The sequence below is a fragment of the Algoriphagus sp. Y33 genome, from assembly GCF_014838715.1.
GTDB lineage: Bacteria > Bacteroidota > Bacteroidia > Cytophagales > Cyclobacteriaceae > Algoriphagus.
Genome location: NZ_CP061947.1, coordinates 3,921,384 through 3,941,561, shown reverse-complemented (window position 1 = coordinate 3,941,561; position 20,178 = coordinate 3,921,384). Strand labels below are relative to the sequence as shown.

18 protein-coding genes are annotated in these 20,178 nt (G+C 41.9%); 8 read left to right on the top strand and 10 right to left on the bottom strand.

The window, feature by feature from the left end:
- The first annotated feature begins 34 nt into the window (after nucleotides 1-34).
- Nucleotides 35-811 carry a bifunctional 2-polyprenyl-6-hydroxyphenol methylase/3-demethylubiquinol 3-O-methyltransferase UbiG gene (locus ID165_RS15820; protein ID WP_192345847.1) on the top strand — a complete coding sequence of 259 codons (777 nt, stop codon included), beginning with the start codon at nucleotides 35-37 and terminating at the stop codon, nucleotides 809-811.
- A 66-nt stretch (nucleotides 812-877) separates the two neighbouring features.
- Here the strand turns inward: ID165_RS15820 and ID165_RS15815 are convergent, their stop codons facing one another.
- On the bottom strand, nucleotides 878-1,492 hold the full coding sequence (locus ID165_RS15815) for a MarC family protein (RefSeq protein WP_192345845.1): 615 nt from the start codon (nucleotides 1,490-1,492) through the stop codon (nucleotides 878-880).
- A 181-nt stretch (nucleotides 1,493-1,673) separates the two neighbouring features.
- On the opposite strand from ID165_RS15815, the gene ID165_RS15810 reads away from it, so the two are divergent.
- Complete coding sequence (locus ID165_RS15810; RefSeq protein WP_192345843.1) at nucleotides 1,674-2,435, top strand: hypothetical protein; 762 nt, start codon at nucleotides 1,674-1,676, stop codon at nucleotides 2,433-2,435.
- Nucleotides 2,436-2,651: 216 nt separating this feature from the next.
- Here the strand turns inward: ID165_RS15810 and ID165_RS15805 are convergent, their stop codons facing one another.
- On the bottom strand, nucleotides 2,652-3,542 hold the full coding sequence (locus ID165_RS15805; RefSeq protein ID WP_192345841.1) for a sterol desaturase family protein: 891 nt from the start codon (nucleotides 3,540-3,542) through the stop codon (nucleotides 2,652-2,654).
- A 74-nt stretch (nucleotides 3,543-3,616) separates the two neighbouring features.
- A complete protein-coding gene (locus ID165_RS15800; protein ID WP_192345839.1) occupies nucleotides 3,617-4,477 on the bottom strand; it encodes a peptidylprolyl isomerase in 861 nt (286 codons plus the stop codon).
- 116 nt (nucleotides 4,478-4,593) lie between these two features.
- Between ID165_RS15800 and ID165_RS15795 the strand changes: the two genes are divergently transcribed.
- Genes ID165_RS15795 through ID165_RS15785 form a run of 3 tightly spaced genes read left to right on the top strand, consistent with a single transcriptional unit; the run spans nucleotide 4,594 to nucleotide 7,064 of the window.
- Complete coding sequence (locus tag ID165_RS15795; protein WP_192345837.1) at nucleotides 4,594-4,944, top strand: MmcQ/YjbR family DNA-binding protein; 351 nt, start codon at nucleotides 4,594-4,596, stop codon at nucleotides 4,942-4,944.
- A complete protein-coding gene (locus ID165_RS15790; protein WP_192345835.1) occupies nucleotides 4,941-5,894 on the top strand; it encodes an ABC transporter ATP-binding protein in 954 nt (317 codons plus the stop codon). The genes ID165_RS15795 and ID165_RS15790 overlap by 4 nt, the downstream gene beginning before the upstream one ends.
- Before the next feature lie 12 nt (nucleotides 5,895-5,906).
- The gene (locus ID165_RS15785; protein WP_192345833.1) at nucleotides 5,907-7,064 is read left to right on the top strand and encodes an App1 family protein; all 1,158 of its coding nucleotides are present in this window, start codon (nucleotides 5,907-5,909) and stop codon (nucleotides 7,062-7,064) included.
- Nucleotides 7,065-7,279: 215 nt separating this feature from the next.
- On the opposite strand, the gene ID165_RS15780 is transcribed toward ID165_RS15785, so the two are convergent.
- The 3 genes from ID165_RS15780 to ID165_RS15770 all read right to left on the bottom strand — a co-directional run bounded on the left by ID165_RS15780 (nucleotide 7,280) and on the right by ID165_RS15770 (nucleotide 11,190).
- Nucleotides 7,280-7,810, bottom strand: coding sequence for a peptidylprolyl isomerase (locus tag ID165_RS15780; protein ID WP_192085975.1), 531 nt, complete (start codon nucleotides 7,808-7,810; stop codon nucleotides 7,280-7,282).
- 262 nt (nucleotides 7,811-8,072) lie between these two features.
- Nucleotides 8,073-8,792 carry a bifunctional 2-polyprenyl-6-hydroxyphenol methylase/3-demethylubiquinol 3-O-methyltransferase UbiG gene (locus ID165_RS15775; protein ID WP_192085973.1) on the bottom strand — a complete coding sequence of 240 codons (720 nt, stop codon included), beginning with the start codon at nucleotides 8,790-8,792 and terminating at the stop codon, nucleotides 8,073-8,075.
- On the bottom strand, nucleotides 8,779-11,190 hold the full coding sequence (locus ID165_RS15770; RefSeq protein WP_192085971.1) for a YfhO family protein: 2,412 nt from the start codon (nucleotides 11,188-11,190) through the stop codon (nucleotides 8,779-8,781). The genes ID165_RS15775 and ID165_RS15770 overlap by 14 nt, the downstream gene beginning before the upstream one ends.
- A 161-nt stretch (nucleotides 11,191-11,351) precedes the next feature.
- On the opposite strand from ID165_RS15770, the gene ffh reads away from it, so the two are divergent.
- Nucleotides 11,352-12,695 carry a signal recognition particle protein gene (gene ffh, locus ID165_RS15765; protein WP_192085969.1) on the top strand — a complete coding sequence of 448 codons (1,344 nt, stop codon included), beginning with the start codon at nucleotides 11,352-11,354 and terminating at the stop codon, nucleotides 12,693-12,695.
- A 374-nt stretch (nucleotides 12,696-13,069) separates the two neighbouring features.
- Nucleotides 13,070-13,549 carry a lipocalin family protein gene (locus ID165_RS15760; RefSeq protein WP_192085967.1) on the top strand — a complete coding sequence of 160 codons (480 nt, stop codon included), beginning with the start codon at nucleotides 13,070-13,072 and terminating at the stop codon, nucleotides 13,547-13,549.
- Between the two features lie 152 nt (nucleotides 13,550-13,701).
- On the opposite strand, the gene ID165_RS15755 is transcribed toward ID165_RS15760, so the two are convergent.
- Together ID165_RS15755 and ID165_RS15750 are read right to left on the bottom strand one after the other, a co-directional pair.
- Nucleotides 13,702-14,445, bottom strand: a complete 744-nt coding sequence (locus ID165_RS15755; protein WP_192085965.1) for a LytTR family DNA-binding domain-containing protein — start codon at nucleotides 14,443-14,445, stop codon at nucleotides 13,702-13,704.
- 86 nt (nucleotides 14,446-14,531) lie between these two features.
- Complete coding sequence (locus ID165_RS15750) at nucleotides 14,532-15,605, bottom strand: sensor histidine kinase (RefSeq protein WP_192085963.1); 1,074 nt, start codon at nucleotides 15,603-15,605, stop codon at nucleotides 14,532-14,534.
- 334 nt (nucleotides 15,606-15,939) lie between these two features.
- On the opposite strand from ID165_RS15750, the gene ID165_RS15745 reads away from it, so the two are divergent.
- Nucleotides 15,940-18,444, top strand: coding sequence for a TonB-dependent receptor domain-containing protein (locus ID165_RS15745; RefSeq protein WP_192085962.1), 2,505 nt, complete (start codon nucleotides 15,940-15,942; stop codon nucleotides 18,442-18,444).
- A gap of 332 nt (nucleotides 18,445-18,776) precedes the next feature.
- Here ID165_RS15745 and ID165_RS15740 read toward each other — a convergent pair whose 3' ends face one another.
- A complete protein-coding gene (locus tag ID165_RS15740) occupies nucleotides 18,777-19,757 on the bottom strand; it encodes a pyruvate dehydrogenase complex E1 component subunit beta (protein WP_192085960.1) in 981 nt (326 codons plus the stop codon).
- Nucleotides 19,758-19,840: 83 nt separating this feature from the next.
- A complete protein-coding gene (locus ID165_RS15735; RefSeq protein WP_192351608.1) occupies nucleotides 19,841-20,125 on the bottom strand; it encodes an aldehyde dehydrogenase family protein in 285 nt (94 codons plus the stop codon).
- Nucleotides 20,126-20,178: the final 53 nt, after the last annotated feature.

Sequence of the window (20,178 nt, the reverse complement as noted above, 5' to 3'; positions counted from 1 at the left end):
TAACCTTACTTTTGCCAAAATAGTAAATTTTTGTATGGCTACCTATACAACGGAAATCGCCTCTGACAAGTTGGTCAGTGACAATCCTATTCATCAACGCTTACTGAAAGCATACATTGCTGCTCAGCCTTGGATTTCCGGAAAATTGCTGGAATTAGGCTGTGGCGAGGGCCGTGGAGTGCAGACTCTTTTGCCTTTGGCTGAAAGTTATTTGGGGGTGGATAAAATTCAGGAAGTTATCGACGGGCTGAAAGTGAGATACCCCACAGTTGATTTTCAGCAAGCAGTGATTCCACCATTTAAAGGGATAGCTGACAGCTCATTTGATACGATTGTGAGTTTTCAGGTGATTGAACATATTCCAAATGACCGATTGTTTTTGGAAGAAATCTATCGTGTGCTGAAGCCGGGCGGAAAAGCTGTGATTTCCACCCCGAATATCAACCATACACTTTCTCGAAATCCCTGGCATGAGCGTGAATACACTCCGCAGCAGTTGATTGATTTGTGTTCTTCTATTTTTGACACGGTGGAGGCAAAAGGAGTGGGAGGAAATGAAAAAGTATGGGCTTATCATGAAGCCAACAGAAAATCCGTGCAGAAAATCATGCGCTTTGACATTTTTGATCTGCAGCACAAACTGCCTGCATCAATCCTGAGAATGCCTTATGAGATTCTAAATCGTATGAACAGAAACAAGCTTCATCAGCAGCAAGGCAAAAGCGTGGTAGATATTACGCATGAAGATTACCCAATTGTTGATGATCCTGCCAAAGGGCTGGACTTGTTTTATATTCTGAGGAAGGAATAAGTGTTATGCTAAGCATGAAAAGTGCCTGAAAAACCTAGCAGGGTTTGGGTAAAACACTAAATTCTTTTATTCAAAAAATGCTGCTTTGATCCCTGAGATAATCATGTTGGTGCCGATGATGGCAATGATCAATCCCATGATCTTTCCGATCACCACAATCAGGTTTTTCCCTAATCTCTTCACAATTTGATCCCCCAATTCAAAGGCTATGTGGGTCATTAAACACAACACTGCAAACACGGCGATAACTATTATAATATTAAGGTAATTGCCCTGTGAGGCAAAATTCATCGCAGTTACTATCGTCCCCGGGCCTGCAAGGATAGGGATCGCAAGTGGTGAAATTGCGATATTCTCGTCAGTTTCAGGCTCTTTGATGTGTTTGACGCTTGATTTTTTGGATTGAAGCATCTCGAAGCCCACAAAGAAAATCAATATTCCGCCGGTGATTTTGAACGCAGGAATGGTTATGCCAAAGATTTCAAAAATAAATTTTCCCAAGACCACAAAAACCACCACAATCACAAAAGCCGTAAACGTTGCTCTTTTGCTGATGCTTCTTTTGGTGGCTTTGTCCAGATCATCTGTCAGTGAGGCAAAAATAGGCACGTTTGCAATCGGATTCATGATCGCAAAAAATCCTGTAAAAACTGATAGGGTAAAAGCTAGGAGGTTATCCATGAATAGCTATTAAGCTTTTGAATTAAAGAGGAATTGCGAAGGTATCAAAATCCTCAGCGTGAAAGAAAGGAACCGGTACTTTATCATTTTAAGAACACTCCGCAGATATATACGCTGTTTGCCGTATGGTGCGAAAATAAAGACCAGACTACTTTTGAGCGTATTATTAATCTTCAAGACGATGAAAACTTATTACACTCCGGGTTGCGCTTTGTTTTTGGGAGTAGTGCTTTTTTTTTCTGCATGTAGCTCCGATGAGGACATAGCTCCCCAGTCAACTACTCAATCCAGTCCTATGCCAAATGCTCCGGGGGATGCCAATGCTGTCTTGGCTGCAGTGATCTCTTATTCTGATTTGCCAGACGCCATGCCTAGTGTGCCTGGAGTGGTAGGTTTAGCTATAGATGTGGCTTCGGGCTCATTTTTCAATGGTGCCATAGGCAGCGATCTGGTTAATGTAGGAGAAGTAAAACTCAATTCTAAAGCACTTCAGATACCCGGAGGCAACGCATACATCAATGACCCCACTGATTTTTCTTATTCGCTGGCAGCCGGCCAAACCAACACGTGGCAAGTAGCAGGTGGGAGTGGATTTGATGGATTCACCCATGCTACAGTGAAGAAAATGCCTTCGCAGGTAAAATTTTCATCTTCGGTAGGTACCAGTTTCAGCAAAGGATCGGATGTGACGTTGACGATTGAGGCAGTGACCTCCAATACCGATAATATACTTTGGGTGATTTCTGATGGGAAAACGACCGTTACTAAAGAATCAAAAACTGCCTCTGTAACTTTTTCCTCATCAGAGTTAAGCGGTCTGAATGCAACCTCTACAGGTTTGGTACAGGCAGCAAGCTACAATGCTGAGGAAAAATCTTTTAGCGGAAAAAAAGTTTACTTTATCAACGAGACCGTCCATACTAAAATCATAGAGATTAACTAGCAAATTGTGTGATTGCATATACGGGATGGCTGGCGTGCCAAAAACACCTGAGTCTTGTGAGCTTTAAAAAAACGGTAGGAGATGTTCCACAGGCTTTTTTCTGAAAGTATCTGAGTGGTTCCGCTGACCTAAGTTGATACAGAAAAGCACGTCGATCTCCTATAATGGCTCAATTATTTCATGCCCGCCTGTGAATTCTTAATTCATTATTGGTTTTTATTTCTTCCTTTTCCTAAAAATCCGCTTAAATGGCACTATGGTCTGCCCTATAAAATCCTCAGGAAATTTTTCCTCGTCCGGCAGTCCTACGAGAAGATTTTCATCATCCGAAGGCCAGTAATTTGTCCGAAAAAGGAAATCCCAAAGACTCAGAGAAATCCCGTAATTGAATCCATGTGGGTGACTTTCAGGCAATTCTCTCGCATGGTGCCAAAGGTGCATTTGAGGTCCATTTATGATGTATTTGAAAGGGCCCAGCGGAATTTTCAGATTAGCATGGCCTAGTTGGCCGAGAACGAGCGTAAAGATGTGGACAATGAAAAAGTCCGTGATTCCAAAACCGATCATCGCCAGGGGTATGTATTCAAGTGTACGGTAAAGTATGTTTTCCATCCAGTGATAGCGGAGTAGGGCGGCGAATCCCATCTCACGGGTGCTATGATGGACTTTATGAAATTCCCACATCCACCCTACATGATGATACATGCGATGAATCGCCCACTGCATAAAGTCTCTGACTATGAATATAATCACCAGCTGAACCCATCCCGGAAGCTGATCTACTTTAACGGCAACAGTGTTTGTGATGCCGAATAAGCCAAGAAAGTCGTTGAAAGCTTCCACTGCCACCATAGACAAGGCATTATAGGCGACAAGTGCAAAAAGGAAGTAATTCCAGAAAAGATAGAAGATATCCAGCCAGAAATGCTCTCGAAGTACAGGCTGGTTTTTTCTCCACGGAAAAAGAACCTCCAGCCCATAAATTGCCAAAGAGACTCCCACAAGCCAATAGAAGTAATTGTGCCAACTTGGATTGAGGATTTCTCCAATAAAGTAATTCCAATAGCCGTAATAGCCGTCCGAAATTGCTTTGATGTATTTTTCCATGGGACAAAGATGGAGAATTAGTATTAGTGGGTTCGTGATTTTTGTCGCAATTACTAATGTAAGAAGTATGATACTTACTCTTGCCTTTTGATCAAACGTGTCGACAGGATCATAATATTTTCCAGTGGTCTATCCTGTTGATTGGTTTTGGATTCGGCTATTTTGTCCACGACATCCATACCTGAAATCACCTCGCCAAACACCGTGTAATTCTGATCCAAATGAGCAGCTCCTCCTACTGTTTTATATGCTTCCCGATGTGATTCAGGATAGCTGTATGGAACCATTTGCTTTTGCTCAATTTCTGTTAAGGAATCTAATTTACTTTTAATCCCTTTAATAGCTTCTTTATCAGTTGGATTACGATTTTTCAGTAATTCCTGATACGTAGTGAAAATTGATTTATTTGCAGGATTGTTGATGACATGATTGTAAGCGAGCATGTTATTAATGCGCTTTTCTGCGACTGCTAATGTACTATCTGTGTACGTCCGTCCCTGTACGATGTAGAACTGAATGAAACTTCCGTTTTGCTCTGGGTTCTCGTCATCGCCTTCCCTTGCTGCACCGAGTGCCCCTCTCTTATGAAAATGTGTGTCAGTGATCTCAGCAGGTACTACCTCTGGAAACTCAAGCAGCTTTCTCTTTTTCTTAAATGCGTCTATGTCATTTGCTTCCCCAGCCTGAATCATAAATTTTTCAATCACACGATGAAAAAGTATGCTGTCATTGTCATATATACCTTCTTTGACTAATTTGAGGAAATTATTGCGGCTTAGGGGCGTGTCATCATAGAGTCTCAAAACTATAGATCCCTTATTCGTGACTAGTTCTATGTCTTTCTGTAGGTCTTTTTTGCTCACGTTGGATTTGCTGAGCGAATGGCAGCTGCCCAAAAAGAGAACTAATGAAATTGTGTATAAAGTTTTCTTCATTTGAAGGTGGAATTTGATGGAAATTACTGAATTGTGGATTCGGGCAAAAGTTCACTTCATTTTTTCTAAGTAAATTCCAACTCGAATTTTAAATTAACCCAGATCATATTTTCCCAATGACCCTAGAACATTACCGTGAGTATTGCCTTGCAAAACCTGGAGTGACCGAAGACACGCCTTTTGATCAGGATGCACTTTGCTTTCGGGTAGGCAAGAAGATTTTTTCGATCTGCTCCATTTCAGAGTTTCAGTACATCAATCTCAAATGTGATCCCGAGCGGGCAGTGGAATTAAGAGAACAGTACGATGGAATAACGCCGGGCTATCATATGAACAAGAAGCAATGGAATTCGGTGAGTACAACTGGGAATGTGCCTGATCGATTGATCCTAGAATTGGTGGATCATTCTTACGAACTTATCTTTGGCAGCTTGACCAAAAAACTGCAAGCTGAAATTCGCCCATGAGTTATTTTTCCATCTCCAATGTTTCTAAATCCTACGACGATCTAGCTGCTCTGCATACCTTTTCCTTGGAATTGGCACAGGGTGAATTTCTTGCCATTGTAGGAGAAAGCGGATCAGGGAAAAGTACGCTGCTGAAAATAATGGCCGGACTGGAAGCTCAGGATGCGGGAGAAGTTTTCTTGGAAGGGAACCCTATTTTGAATCCGAACCAGAAAATTGTTTCAGGTTACGATGAAATCAGACTGATTCATCAAAACTTCCATTTGTATCCCAATTCCACTGTGGAGGAGAATATCTCGAGGCAATTGCTTCATTACGAGAAAACCTATGCGAAAAGTAGAGTAGAACACCTACTTCAGCTTCTTGGCCTGAAAGCTTTTCGAGATCGATATCCCCGTCAGCTTTCCGGAGGACAGAAACAAAAAGTGGCAATAGGAAAAGCAATGGCCGTGGAGCCTGATATTTTATTGCTAGACGAGCCCTTTTCTTCACTTGACACCATCCAGACCCATCATTTGATTTCTGAATTGAAAGAAATATTTCTGGACACAGGAACCACAGTGATTTTTGTGACACACGATTTGGACGATGCTCTGAGATTGACAGATAACCTGATTATTCTGCAAAAAGGGAAAGTTGTCCAAAAAGGTACTTCCAGACAGCTCTGTGAGAAGCCCAAAAGTAAGTATGTGGCGCAACTATTTAGCCCTATTAACAAACTTCCCGACCAAAAAAATAGCTATATCAGACCTGCAGATGTGAAGCTGAAGACGAAAGGAGGAATATTGGCCCATGTGATGGATTCCCGTTTTCTGGTACATTATAATTCTCTTCAGGTGAAGCTCAAAGAAAGTGGCATCACTTGGGAAGTAGATGATCCTCATCGAAAATATGAGAAGGGGGACCGTGTTTATCTGAGTTGGGAGGATTCAAGCGTGATGGGTTTTTAACTGCTTTTTTCCGTGTCAAAAAAAAGAAATATACCGCTGACCATTCTCTATGAAATCAAACTGACCATTAACCAGGGAGTGCTTTGGATATGGATCAAGTTGGGTTTAGTAAAGTCGTTGTTGATAATTCCATATGAGGGTTTTGGAAATGAAAAAGAAATACTTTTGGTAGGGAGGGTAATTCGGGATAACAGAATCGGCGCATCGGATCCCGAAGATACTGTCTGGCGGAATATTGGAAGAATGCGTAGGAGATTTATGAGTGTGGTGATCCCGGGAGTGAAAGTGAAAGCAGAATTTCAGGGGGAAGAATATGTTGCAACGACTGATGAAGAAGGCTATTTTGAATTTGAAATTCGACCCAAAAAGCCTATTCAAGCTCATGTCCGATGGCAGCAGGTAGCGTTGACCTTGGTAGATCGGGTGATTGGAAATCAAGGGGATGTCAAAGCTTTTGGCGATGTGTTTTTGCCGGTTGGGAATTTAGATTATGGTATTATATCCGATGTAGACGACACGATTATTCCTACGGGAGCGATGCGGATGATGGAAATGCTTAAAACCACTTTTGCGAAGAATGCTCATACCCGGGTACCATTTCCTGGAGTTGCGGCTTTTTACAAAGCACTGCAAAAAGGTACTGATGGAATCGAGAGTAATCCATTTTTTTACGTGTCCAGCAGTCCATGGAATCTATACGATTTTCTCCATGAGTTGCTTCAGATTCATCATATTCCCAAAGGACCATTGATGCTTCGTGATATCGGTTTGTCCCGGACTCAGCTTATTTCAGGAAGTCACTCTGAACATAAATTGGAACAAATCCGCCATATACTTTCCACTTATTCCGGGTTGCCGTTTATACTTATCGGAGATAGTGGACAAGAAGATCCTGCGATTTACCTTGAGGTAGTCCGTGAGTTTCCGGGAAGGATTTTGATGATTTTTATCCGGGATGTGCATGCATCTAGACATGCTTACGCAGAGAAAATAAGTGAAGAATCGAAGGAGCTGGGAGTGGAAATGCTGCTGGTGAAAGATACACTGGAAGCCTCCAGGTTTGCATTTGGCAAAGGATGGATTTTGGAAGAGGATATGGGGGGAATAGCCGAGGAAAAAGTTAAAAATGAGGCGGATAGTGAAGGAGATTTGCTCAAATTGAGTAACTAGGGCATGCCTAACCGCTGTCGTTACTGAAAGTCCTAAATAGTTTCCGCAGATTAACAAAGAAAGAGACGCGGATCTCCGCAGATTCCTTGCCCATGTAAAGGAAGTTTCCCTTTCATATTCGTTTATAAAGTCTTAATTCGTAAAAGTTTTTTTATGATAAAAGCGGTAAAGAATTAGATTCCTTACCGCTTTCACAGCTTGTTTTTCACTGGTATTTATTCCTCATGCTGTGTACCGCCCTCGCCATGAACGTGACCATGCGAAAGCTCATCTGCGGTAGCCTCCCTGACTTCTTCGACATTTCCCTCAAAATGCAAGTCAAAACCCACCAGAGGATGGTTAAAATCCAGCACGATTTCTTCCCCCAGATCTTTTATGATTTTTGCTTGCATAGGATATCCGTCTTCATCCATCAAAGGCAAAAAGTTGCCTTCTTGGAGCATTTCGGGGTTGAAACCATTTTCTCCTGAAAACTGTGACTTAGGAAGATTGACTATGAGGTCCTCATCCATTGTTCCATAAGCTTCAGCCACTGGGATCACAAAAGAAAAGTCCTCGCCCTGTTCTTTTCCAAGAAGCAATTCCTCAAATTTTCCGGGAAGATCACTTGCCCCAAAGAGAAAGTAAAAAGGATCTTCTGAATCACGGATTTCTACGCTGAATGGTGCTGATTCTATTTCATCAGCCTCTTTGCCTACTTTGAGTTCGTATGTAAGTCCGACGACTGTGTTTTCTGCTATTTTCATATTCTTTTTTATCTGTTTTTTATAATTAAAAGGGGTATCACCATACTAGTGTAGTGTTAACCAAAACCTGTCAGGTTTACACCATCGATTCTTGATGAATAAGTGGGGTTTTACGGTTCTAGTATCAAAACCTGACAGATTTATCCAGCACTTTTTACACTTAACATAACACTAGCGTTCGGTTTTGTTGAAGATTCGCACCGGTCACCTTGCCATTGATTCAAAGAAATTCAGGTTACTGCACTTATTTACGATAATTATATTACTTGGTAATTCTGTATCTTAATCTGATACCAATTCGCTCTTTCAGGATTTTCCAGTTAGTTCTCGGAGTGGATTTTAAGAGTGGTTTTATTGCTCTAAACACAAAGTACTGATAATCTTTCTCTTCGAAAAAAACCGGATAAGTATCCATTCTCTCAAGATAAAAGCCATTGGAAGTGATACTTTTTATCAGGTCACCCGAATCCAATGGCTGATCGATAACCTGTAACTTTTCAGGTTCATTTTCTACCATCCATTGCAAATATCTTGGCGCAGGGATATGGATGAGCATCACCGAGTCTTGATGGGCATGCTTGTGAATAGTGCGAAAAAGGCGGCTATACTGATCTTCAGAGAGGTGTTCCATAATATCAGGAAACACGAAAAAGTCAAAGGTTTTTCCGTGCTTATCAAAATCATACATGTCCGAAACTTCGAATTTCAGATTGGATTGGTCTTTCCAGAGTGCCTTGGCTTTTTTAATGCTTTCAGAAGAAATATCCACAGCAAGTACCTCGCCTTTCTTTACCTGATTGGCAAGCAAATGACTTAGGGTTCCTATCCCACAACCCACTTCCAGAATACTATGACCGGTGTTTAACCCAGCCTGTTTCACTTTGTCCAAGATATTTAAGTAACGGGAATTTATCCCGGACATATCCTGATTCCCGGAGAATTGATCGTAAACACTGAAGATATTATCCTTACTCTCTTCCATTCCTTTCCTTAATCGTGAAAAACACACCTGCAATCAACGACAATACGATTAGGTATTGAAAAATGATCATAGGGGTTTTGGTGGCGGTGTAGCTTTTTGGTTCGAACTTGAAAATGATCTCATGAGTTCCTTCAGGCACTATCAATCCGCGGAGCAGGTAATCTGCCCGTAAGATTTCCGTCTCCTTTCCATCTATGGTGGCAGTCCATCCCACAGGATAATAGATTTCTGAAAAGACTGCCAGCCCTTCTTTGCTTATCTCTGCGATATATTTCAATTCATTGGGAGTATAAGAGGTATGGGTTATTTGACCACTTCCGGCACTCACCTGACCAAATTCCGAAGTGTTCACAGTTGCCTGAGTTTTGGTGTCAATTCTCCCCAATTCATCCATTTCTTCTTGATTGGTCTGCACGGATACTATTTGGGAAGGAACCCAAGCTGGACCGTTGGCTTCCGGGTTTTCAAAAACTGAATTTGCGGCAGTTCCTGCGATAACATATTTTGTATTCATCATATTAATAGTCTGAATACCCTCAAAATCAAAATCGCCTTCCTGTGCTTTTTTTACAAAATCATTTAATTCAAAGTTCAATCTATTGTCCAGTAAATCCTGATACCTACGCATTTTGGCACCATGATATCCGCCAAGGCTATGGAAGCGGTAGGGGGATTTTCCGGATGCTGTCAATGACTCTGTTAGATCAAGTACCCTGAAATAACTTTTATCGTTGGCTATTTCCATGTCTGCGGGAGTTTCGGCGAAATAGCTTCGGGAAGGATTTCCCTGAAAGGAATCATCATTCAAGTAGTGCTTATTTACTGTCCATAGATCAATTGTAACCAAAGAGAAAATTCCTATTCCCAAGATGAAGTCTGAGATTTTGTCTTTCAGGGCAAAGTATATCAAGGCAAAAGATGCTGCCACAAAAGCCAGGCTTCTCCAAGCACTTGCCGAGAGCATGGATTTCCTGTCTTGGCGAATCGCATTGATCAGCCAATCAGGCAAGCCTGCATCAGCTGCTCCTTCAAATCTGAATATGCCTGCACCGATAGCAAGCAAAAACAATAATCCACCTACTACCGCACCGGATATGTAAAGCGGTTTGAAATCCTTGCTTCGATACAGTCTTTCCAAAGATATAGCCGCTAAAGCAGGAATGGCAAATAGCGTCATGCCCAGAGCCATGGACACTGCCCGAAACTTATTATACCCCGGAAGAATGTCAAAAAGCAAGTAGTTGAACCAACTCAGGTTTTTTCCCCAAGAAAGCATAAGGGAAAGAATAATGATAGCTCCGAATGTATAAAGACTCTCTTTTGGCGCAGCCCAGATTCCAATGAATGCTAGGAAAACCAAGATGACTCCCCCGTAAATCGGGCCTCCTGTAAATGGCTGATCGCCCCAATAGGTAGGAGCTCCCTGCAAGAACCCGTTGATTTGAGCCGGGTCGAGTCCATTGCTCCGCAGCGCTTTTTCGGAAGCGGTATTTTTTCCGAGTGGGGTGCTGCTTCCTCCTCCGTAGAAATTTGGAACCAAAAAAGTAAGCGTCTCCAATTTGCCGTTTGACCAGGAGAATGCATAATCCTTGTCCAAGCCTGCTGAGGCAGATTCTAATGTAGCATTGCCCCTAGTCGAATAGGGGGCATATTCCATGGCGGTAGCTATTCTTCCAATATTCCCTCCTACAGCCAATACCGCCCCCAGAATCAAGAAAGCGATCGTTTTACCCAGTTGTGCAACTGATTCTTTTTTCCAGTCAAAGACAATTCTAACAGCGACATAAATCACCGAAATAATCAAAGTGTAGTAGGTGATCTGAACGTGGTTGAATTTCAATTGTAGGAGGAGACCAAGAGCAAGTATTCCCGCTCCAAGCAACCGCTTCTTTTTGAAAGCCAAGTGTATTCCGAGCAAAATCACAGGAATAAGGTTTACTGCCCATATTTTGGCATTATGACCCGCTGCCAAACTGAGGAGATTATAAGAACTCATGGAGAAGGCGACACTGGCTATGATGGCAAATACAGGTCTGACACCAAAAGTGAGCATCAATGCATACATGGCGACCATGCCTAAGAATAGACTGTTTACAGGATGGGGAAGGCCTAGGGTGATAATAGAAAGCAACGATGTGGTGATGTCGCCTGCAAATTCCAAGCTGACAAAATAGGCCGGCATTCCGCCAAAAACACTGTTTGTCCAAAGCGCTTCTTCTCCAGTAGCTTCCCTGTAGTCCAAAGCTTCGGTGGCAGATCCTTCCCATTTTAGGATATCACCCTGCATGATCACCTGGTCCTGAAGTACTACAGGAGCGAAATAAACGACTACGATGGCATAGAAAATAGCAATTCCCACTAAATGGGGGAGTACGTCTTTTTTGAAATTCAGCTGCATGAAAAGAGTTTTTCTTTGGAAAATTGATGGGGATGCAAATTAGGGATTTATGGGCAAACCCCCATCGATAAAAATAGGGAGACTCTGGCTGGAATAGATGCAAGACTCCTTTCTATCACTGATGAAAATCATTACTTTTGCACCAAATAGCCACATAAGGAATGTTTGATAATTTAAGTTTAAAATTGGACCGGGCTTTCAAAACGCTGAAAGGAACCGGGAAAATCACGGAAATAAACGTAGCAACGACTGTCAAAGAGATCAGAAGAGCTTTGATCGATGCCGATGTTAACTATAAAGTAGCCAAAGAAGTCACTGATACCATCAAGACAGAGGCGCTTGGCCGTGATGTCTTAATCTCTGTTTCTCCCGGTCAACTACTGATAAAAATAACCCAGGAAGAGCTGACCAAGCTTATGGGGGGCAAGAAAGAGGATATCAAAATATCCGGCGACCCATCGATTATTTTGATTTCAGGTCTTCAAGGTTCCGGTAAAACCACTTTTACTGGAAAGCTTGGCGCGCACTTAAAGAAGCAAGGAAGGCAGGTATTACTGGTGGCTTGTGATATTTACAGACCTGCGGCGATCGATCAGTTGAAAGTTTTGGGTGAGCAGATCGGCGTAGAAGTATATGCTGAACCTGAGAATAAGAATGCGTTGGATATTGCCAACAATGCGATTGCTTATGCAAAAAAGACCGGCAAGAAAACGGTGGTAGTCGATACAGCAGGGCGTTTGGCGGTGGATGACGTGATGATGAATGAGATCGAGGGGCTGAAAAAAGCCTTGAATCCTTCGGAGACGCTTTTTGTGGTTGATTCCATGACCGGCCAGGATGCGGTGAATACTGCGAAGACCTTCGATGAGCGATTGGATTTTGATGGAGTGGTATTGACCAAACTTGATGGTGATACACGGGGTGGTGCTGCGATTTCTATCCGTCATGTAGTGAATAAGCCGATTAAGTTTATTTCCACTGGGGAAAAAATGGAAGATCTGGACGTGTTTCACCCGGATCGTATGGCTCAGCGAATCCTGGGAATGGGTGACGTGATTTCCTTGGTGGAGAGAGCACAGCAGTCCTTTGACGAGGATGAAGCCAAGCGGATCAATTCCAAGATCCGCTCCAATAATTTTAATTTTGATGATTTTCTTTCTCAGCTGGAACAGGTCAAGAAAATGGGGAATATCAAGGATTTGCTTGGAATGATACCCGGGATGGGCAAGGCAATGAAAGGGTTGGATATTGATGATGATTCTTTTAAACCAATCGAGGCGATCATCAGATCCATGACACCTGCTGAGCGTGAGCATCCTGATCTGATCGATGGAAGTAGAAGAAGGAGACTTGCGGCGGGTTCTGGAAGGACGATCGTGGAGGTCAACAATCTGATGAAGCAATTTGCAGATATGCGCAAGATGATGAAGCAAATGAACAAGATGGGGGGAGCCAAAGCGGCCATGGGCAAGATGCTGCCACAAGGAAAAGGAGGAAGAAGATAGAAATACGAACCCGGTCGCAAGATCGGGTTTTTTTAAGAAGTAATTAACCACGGGAGCATGCAGAATTACGTTTAAGACACAGATTGGCGATAGTTGTCAAACAATTCTTTTAAATTATGTCATCGAGATGTCAGATACTGGTAAAGAGGCTAGTCAAGTTTGGGACTGCAATCACTTTTTATTCAAGTTCGGTTTCGATTAGACCCGCTTCTCCTGAAGCTGGCTTCGGTTTAGCGTCGCCAAACATTTTTTGGAAAACATAAGTCCCTTACAGTAGCGTTTCGAAGATGCCTGACGTAGGGTTTAAGAATTAGTTTTATTCTATTGTTGTTGAAATCGTCAAAATTTTATTTTCACTTTAATTCATTTGTCCTATGAAACCAAAGCTATTACCGTTACTTGCTATTCTTTTGGTGTTTTTTAGCTGCAATGACGTAACGGAAGTCTCTCCTAACATTAGGATCTCGGGAGTATATGAATCCACAAGAGAAGCTGCATTAGGGGATGGAGAAACCAAGTATGATTTGGTGGATAAGTTGATATTCAAGGCAGATGGCACATTTACAGGCGAAAATATCACCCTAAGTGGTGGTACGGATGAAATCTTAGGGTATAGAGCCGTATACAGTGGTACTTACACAGTCTCTGAACAAAAAGTAGCGATTACCTATGAAGACCCTCTTGAAATAAATATGAGGGATATTTATTATATCCCCAAAGATGCTTTGACTCTCATGGAAGGGGTGAGCTATTCTTTGGAATATGCCGTTTCGGATAGTTATTCACGCTTATCTATCATCTGCCCTGAATTTGCTAAGTGTGCACCGCCGGTACCTTATATTAAGGTCGATTAGGCCATTTACTTCGTGTAAGGTTTCGGTTTTCTAAAGCCTGATATAAGTTACTTTTTATAACAAATTCACTTATTTTTGAAAACTAAACTACTAACAATAGTCGCTTTGGCAATACTGATTTTTAGCTTAGAGTTTGATAAGCGTGAGACTAATCAATTCATCCACCTACTCATAAACTCCAGGAAAATATCCTTGTAATTATCGCTTACAGTAATATGATTTTTGCCGATTTGAATTACATTTTTGGACACAGAGTCTATATGGTTCAGTGCCACTATATAAGAACGATGTACCCTCATAAACTTATCTGAAGGAAGCAATTCTTCCATATTTTTTAAGCTGGTCAGAGAGAGAACAGGGTTGGGTTTGGAAAGCAGATGTACCTTGACATAGTCCTTATAGGCTTCCACATAGGCAATATCCTTTAGCATTACTTTGACGAGTTGGTACTCTACCTTTAGAAATATATACTCTTGGGATGTAGGATCTACCGGTATTGGCTCAGGTTTGGTTTGGGCCTGTTTTTCGAAGTATGAAAATGCTTTGGTAGCGGCATTCAAAAAGTCTTCGTAGCTGTAAGGCTTGAGCAGGTAATCGAGGGCTTCTACCTTATATCCTTCGATTGCAAACTGATGGTAGGCTGTCGCAAAAATAATTCGGGTTTTATCGGAATTTTTCTTGCCGTCCAGCACCCTAGCGAGCTCCATCCCTGACAAGTCAGGCATCTGAATATCCATAAAGGCAAGTTGTACCTCATTTTGATTAATAAAGCCCAGAGCTTCAATGGCGTTGGAAAACTTGCCGATTAGATTTAGAAAGGAGGTTTGTTCGATGAACTTACTTAGTAGTTCCAGCGCAAGTGGCTCATCATCTATGGCAACGCAGTTGAGTTTCATGTGATTATATTTTGTCTATCAAAGGCCACATGGAATCTCGCATGCATTATAATCCTCCCAGTGTGTCCCTTGCGTCATGCTCGATTTCATTCCAGATTGATCGTAAGATTTACCCAATACTCCTGTTTGGCTTCGTCTTTACCAAATTTCAGGCGATGTTTATTTGGATAGAGCAGGCTTAGTCTTCGTTGAGTATTGATCAACCCAATCCCGTTTTCCTTTGCTTCGGGACTGTCAGAATATACAGGGAAAATATGGTTGCGAGTTTCGAAGAACACGGTTTTCCCCATGACTTCCAGTTTAATGAGAATTTCACTTTGCTGCTGACTACTTACCCCGTGTTTGAATGTGTTCTCCATAAATGGGAGCAAAAGCATAGGGGCGATCACCAGATCATCTTTTGGTTCGTCTATGTCAATATTGAGCGTGACTTTTTCGGTCAGTCTCATTTTCATCAATTCTATGTAATCATTTATGAAACTGACCTCCCGACTGAGCAGGGTCTCATTTTTCTGATTTTCATATAACACATAGCGCATCATTCGGGATAGCTTCAAAAGTGCCTCTTGCGCTTTTTTCACATCCAAATTTGTTAGTGCGTAGATGTTGTTGAGGGTGTTGAAAAAGAAATGTGGATTAATCTGGGCTTTTAGGTAGGAGAGTTCGGTGTTAATTCTTTGTTGGTCCAGTTCTCTTCTGAGTGTTTCATCTTTTTGCCATTTCTGCACGGAAGCCACCGAGGTGCTAATTCCAATGGTCAGCAGATAAAGCGTCACATTGAAGATATCGCCATAAATTCTCCGTGGCTTTGGAGTATATGGTTCATCAGGATTGAATGCTTTATGTATCAATTCAGGCAGATTTAGAAAGTTTTCGGCATACACGAGTATCCCTACAAAAAGAACTCCACCCAGAGTGATTGTCAATAGATACACGGCGAGTTTTCCCTGCAACAAGACCTTGGGTACAAACCAAAGCATATTTACATAAAATATACACATAAGCAGCACCGCCATGAATACTTGCTTTATCCAGAATTCTATCGGGATGTCAATTCTCCAAGAGAGTGGGGAAAGCAACAGAAGCACCGTGCTTAACATCGCCCAGCCAAGAATATGGACTAGAATTGAAACTCTCCTTTTGGGACTTAGATTGATCATAAATCTGATTTTCAGTATCCAAACTAACGCAAAGCACACCTTTATATGAAATTAAATCTGCGAATAGGGCGATTGTGACTACCAATGTCCTAATCCGGCTGATGTATTGACTCGCCGATCAATTGTAGGATTTAATCCGGTGAAAGAGGGGGTTTGTCGATGAAACTACCCCAGCCGTCTATTTAAGGAAAAACTGCGGAACAAACCCTGTTGCTTTGGGGTATCAAATAGCACGAGGCCTACAAATTCAAATCTGTCGGTGATCAGAAAAGTGACTTCCTGGGTTTAGTGGTCATTTTCCATTCACCAGTCCAAGAGTAACAATCTACTAAAAATGAAAAAATTATTTAACATTATCGCAGTTCTTCTCCTGATTAGCACAAGTGGCGTTATAGCCCAGCAGAATGTAGGGAAAGCGAACAGTACTGCTAAAATCGTGGGTATCGCCAAAGATATGAAGACGGGGGATCCTGTTCCTTACGCTACGGCTGCTCTCTATGTGGCTGGAAGTGACTCCAATGTTGCAGGAGGTGTAGCTGACGGCGACGGACAGTTTTTTATCACGGGAATGGAGCCTGGGACTTATGATTTGAAACTTAGTTTTTTGGGTTTCGAGACTACAGTGATAAAGGATATCCAGATTGTCAGCAAGACAGGGGAAGTTAATATTGGAGAAATCGAAATGACTGACGAGGGTCTGGCTCTGGAAGAAGTCACTGTACAGGGACAGCGTGAATTGATCGAAGAACGTGTGGATCGTACGATCTACAAAGCAGAAAATGACAAGACCACAGCCGGGGGTGACGGAACTGACGTGCTGAGAAGAGTGCCAATGCTATCTGTGGATTTGGACGGCAACGTATCCATGAGAGGGAGTAGTAATATTACCGTTTTGATTGATGGCAGGCCTTCTGCTATCGCGGCAAGCAGCATTACAGATGCTTTGAAGCAGATTCCTGCAGATGAAATTAAATCTGTAGAAGTAATTACTTCCCCTTCCGCAAAGTATGATGCTGAAGGTACCTCTGGGGTGATTAATATCATTACCAAAAAGAATAACTTACAGGGTATGTCTGCCAATATCCGTACAGGGACCGGGTTGAGAGGTTCTGATTTTGGATTAAATGCCAGTGCGAGAAAAGGTAAATTCGGGTTTACGTTGGGTGGTTTTGGGAGAGCTGGATATAATATCAAGGGAAGCTTCGAAAACAAGCAGGTAATTACAAACACAGACGGGAGTAGTTCTACTGTACTTCAGAGTTCAGACACTAAGAGTAACCAACTTTTTGGGAGGTATAATTTTGGAGCTGATTATGAAATTGATCAATACAATTTCTTGACGGCCGCGGTGAATTTTGGCATCAGAAACAGAAGTAGCTTGGAGCAGAACTTCCTTACTCAGACCCTCCGAGAGGGTACTTTATTAAGCAGTTCATTGCAGGATAGAGACACCAAAGACAATTCAAATTCCATAGATATAAGTTTGAACTACACAAAGACTTTTGAAAAGAAAGGTAAAGAGATTGCTTTGTTGACTTTGTATAGTAGAAATAATGGTGAGAACTCTTTCGTAAATACACTTTTTGAAGAAGATATGTCCACTATTGATTCCCGTTTGAAAAACGACAACCCTAGTAAAAATGAAGAATACACGGTGCAACTTGACTTTGTGGAGCCATTAGGGAAAGATGGGAATTCAATTTTGGAATACGGAGCTAAAAACATTTTAAGAAAAGCATACTCTGACTTCACCTATTTTCAGGCGGAAGGAGCAGACGGATCATATGTGGAAAATCCGGATCCTACCTTAAGCAACGAATTCAGTTATGATCAGAATGTAACTGCCGGTTATGTGTCATACACGACGACCCTATTTAAAAATTATACCATCAAGCCCGGTATCAGATACGAATACACAACGATCAACGCTGATTTCAAAACTGAGTCTGCTGTGGATATTCCTTCTTATGGCACGTTCGTTCCAAGTTTAAACTTGAGTAGAAAGCTTGCAAATGGTAATTTGATCAAAGGTTCTTATAACCGGAGAATTTCCCGTCCCTCTCTTAGATACCTGAATCCAAACCTTGATAAATCAAATGGTAATCAACTGACTCAAGGTAACCCGGAACTGGATCCTGAATATACAGATAACTATGAGTTGGGATACAGTACTTTCTTCAAAAGCACTATGATCAGCTTCAGCGGTTTCTTTAGAAATACCACAGGATCTATCCAAGCCGTGAGAACAATTCAAGAGGATGATATTATTTATACCACGTATGACAATATCGGTCATGAGCGAGCTGTGGGTACGAATATCTTTACCAATATCAGCATAAGCAATAAACTCTCATTGAACGGTAGTATGGATTTATATTATTCAATGCTGGATAACGGCCTCACGGATCCCAATTTCGCAGCCTCAAATGAGGGAGTTGTAATCAGTGGCCGTCTATTCGGTAACTATTCACTTCCTAAAGATTGGCAAGTTCAAGTGTTTACTTTTGCCAGAGGCCGCCAAGTTCAGTTACAGGGTTCTTCCGGGGGATTTGCAGCCTATGGGATGGGAATCAATAAGCAGTTTGATGAGAAAAGAGGAACCATAGGATTTGGTGCTGACAACTTCCTTTCCAAAGAGTTTAAAGTTAGAAACGAGATCATTACCCCCACAATCGTGCAGAATAGTACGAATGCAATGAGAAATATGAATTTCAAAATCAACTTCAGCTATAGAATAGGTAAGATGAGCATGGACCAAAAACCTAGAAGGAAAAAATCAGTCACTAACGATGACCTGAAAGAAGGCGGCAGTGAAGCTGAGATGCAACAAAATAAATAATTAAAGTAAATAGTAGATTGGGTTACAAGAGAAAAACCTGTCCTTGTTTGGGGACGGGCTTTTTTTATGCTTTCATTTTTCTACCACAATGATCACAGAGAGTGCTGCTTAAAATCTGCTTTACAGTATAGAATTAACGGGCTGAAAACCTTAACTATCTAAGCCCTGCCCATAATCGACAAGAGGATTCCACTGATTGCCCTGGACCGTGGACATGACACTTGGTTCTTGATTCTCGACTCGAATGTCTTGTATCTGGATACTTGCTGCTACTAATAGAAAAGCCCGGATTCATTTCAATGAATCCGGGCTTTTCTATGACTTAAGAATAATTAATCTTTATAGCAGACTTTCTTGATTGCGTCTACAGTTCTCTTCACATTAGGCAAAGTAGCCTCAATGTAAGCTGGAGAGTAGCTTAACGGAATATCCATAGAATTCACACGGATTATAGGTGAGTCTAGGTAGTCAAACGCATAGCGCTGAAAGTGATAAGTCAATTCAGAAGAAATACCTGCGATAGGATTGGCTTCTTCTACGATCACTACACGGTTGGTTTTCTTCACAGACTCCATACAAGTAGCGTAATCAATAGGTCTCACAGTTCGTAGGTCAATTACCTCAGCTTCTATGCCTTCTTTTGCCATTTCTTCGGCAGCCTGTAGAGCTACTTTCATCATTTTACCGAATGAAATAACAGTGACATCTTTTCCTTTTCTTTTTACATCCGCAACACCGATTGGCAGAAGATATTCTCCTTCAGGTACTTCACCTTTATCAGAATACATTACCTCAGATTCCATGAAGATGATCGGATCAGGATCTCGGATAGCTGCTTTCATCAGGCCTTTGGCATCGTAAGGATTAGAAGGGACGACAACTTTCAGCCCCGGGGTATTTGCAAACCAATTTTCGAAATTAGAAGAGTGGGTAGCTCCCAATTGGCCTGCATTTCCCGTAGGACCTCTGAATACGACAGGAACGCTGTACGCTCCGCCGGACATGGCAAGCATTTTCGCGGCGGAATTGATAATCTGATCTATTGCAACTAAAGAGAAGTTGAAAGTCATGAACTCGACAATGGGCTTGAGGCCGTTCATTGCGGCGCCTACAGCTAATCCGGAAAATCCGAGCTCGGCAATGGGTGTGTCATAGACACGGTCCGGTCCGAATTCATCCAACATTCCTTGGGATACTTTGTAAGCTCCATTATATTCAGCAACTTCTTCGCCCATCAGGAAAACGTCTTTATCACGTCTCATTTCTTCGGACATTGCCTCTCTTAGGGCTTCTCGAAACTGTATTTCTCTCATTAGTTTATGACAAAATTTTGGCTCGTAAAAATAGAAAGGAATTGGCCAAAACCAAAAATTAAGGCCGTTTTATCCCCAATTGATTAATCCAAATATACTGTTTTTGAATTGACGAACTCCAAAATTCCATATCTGCCCAGTTCTCTTCCGAATCCTGTTTTTTCTGTTCCCCCAAAGGGAAGATCGGGATTGGAAGCTACCATGGCATTGATAAGCACGGCTCCACACTTGATTTTCCCGGCAATTTTCTCAGTTTTCTGCATGTCTTCGGTCCAAATGGAAGCTCCTAGACCAAACTCAGAATCATTTGCCAAAGCAATTGCATCCGTTTCGTCGTTTACTCTAAAGAGCGTTGCCGCAGGGCCAATGAACCTGAGCTAAGCTTTTCTTCAATTTCATTTTCCGTTAAAGGATTGTACTC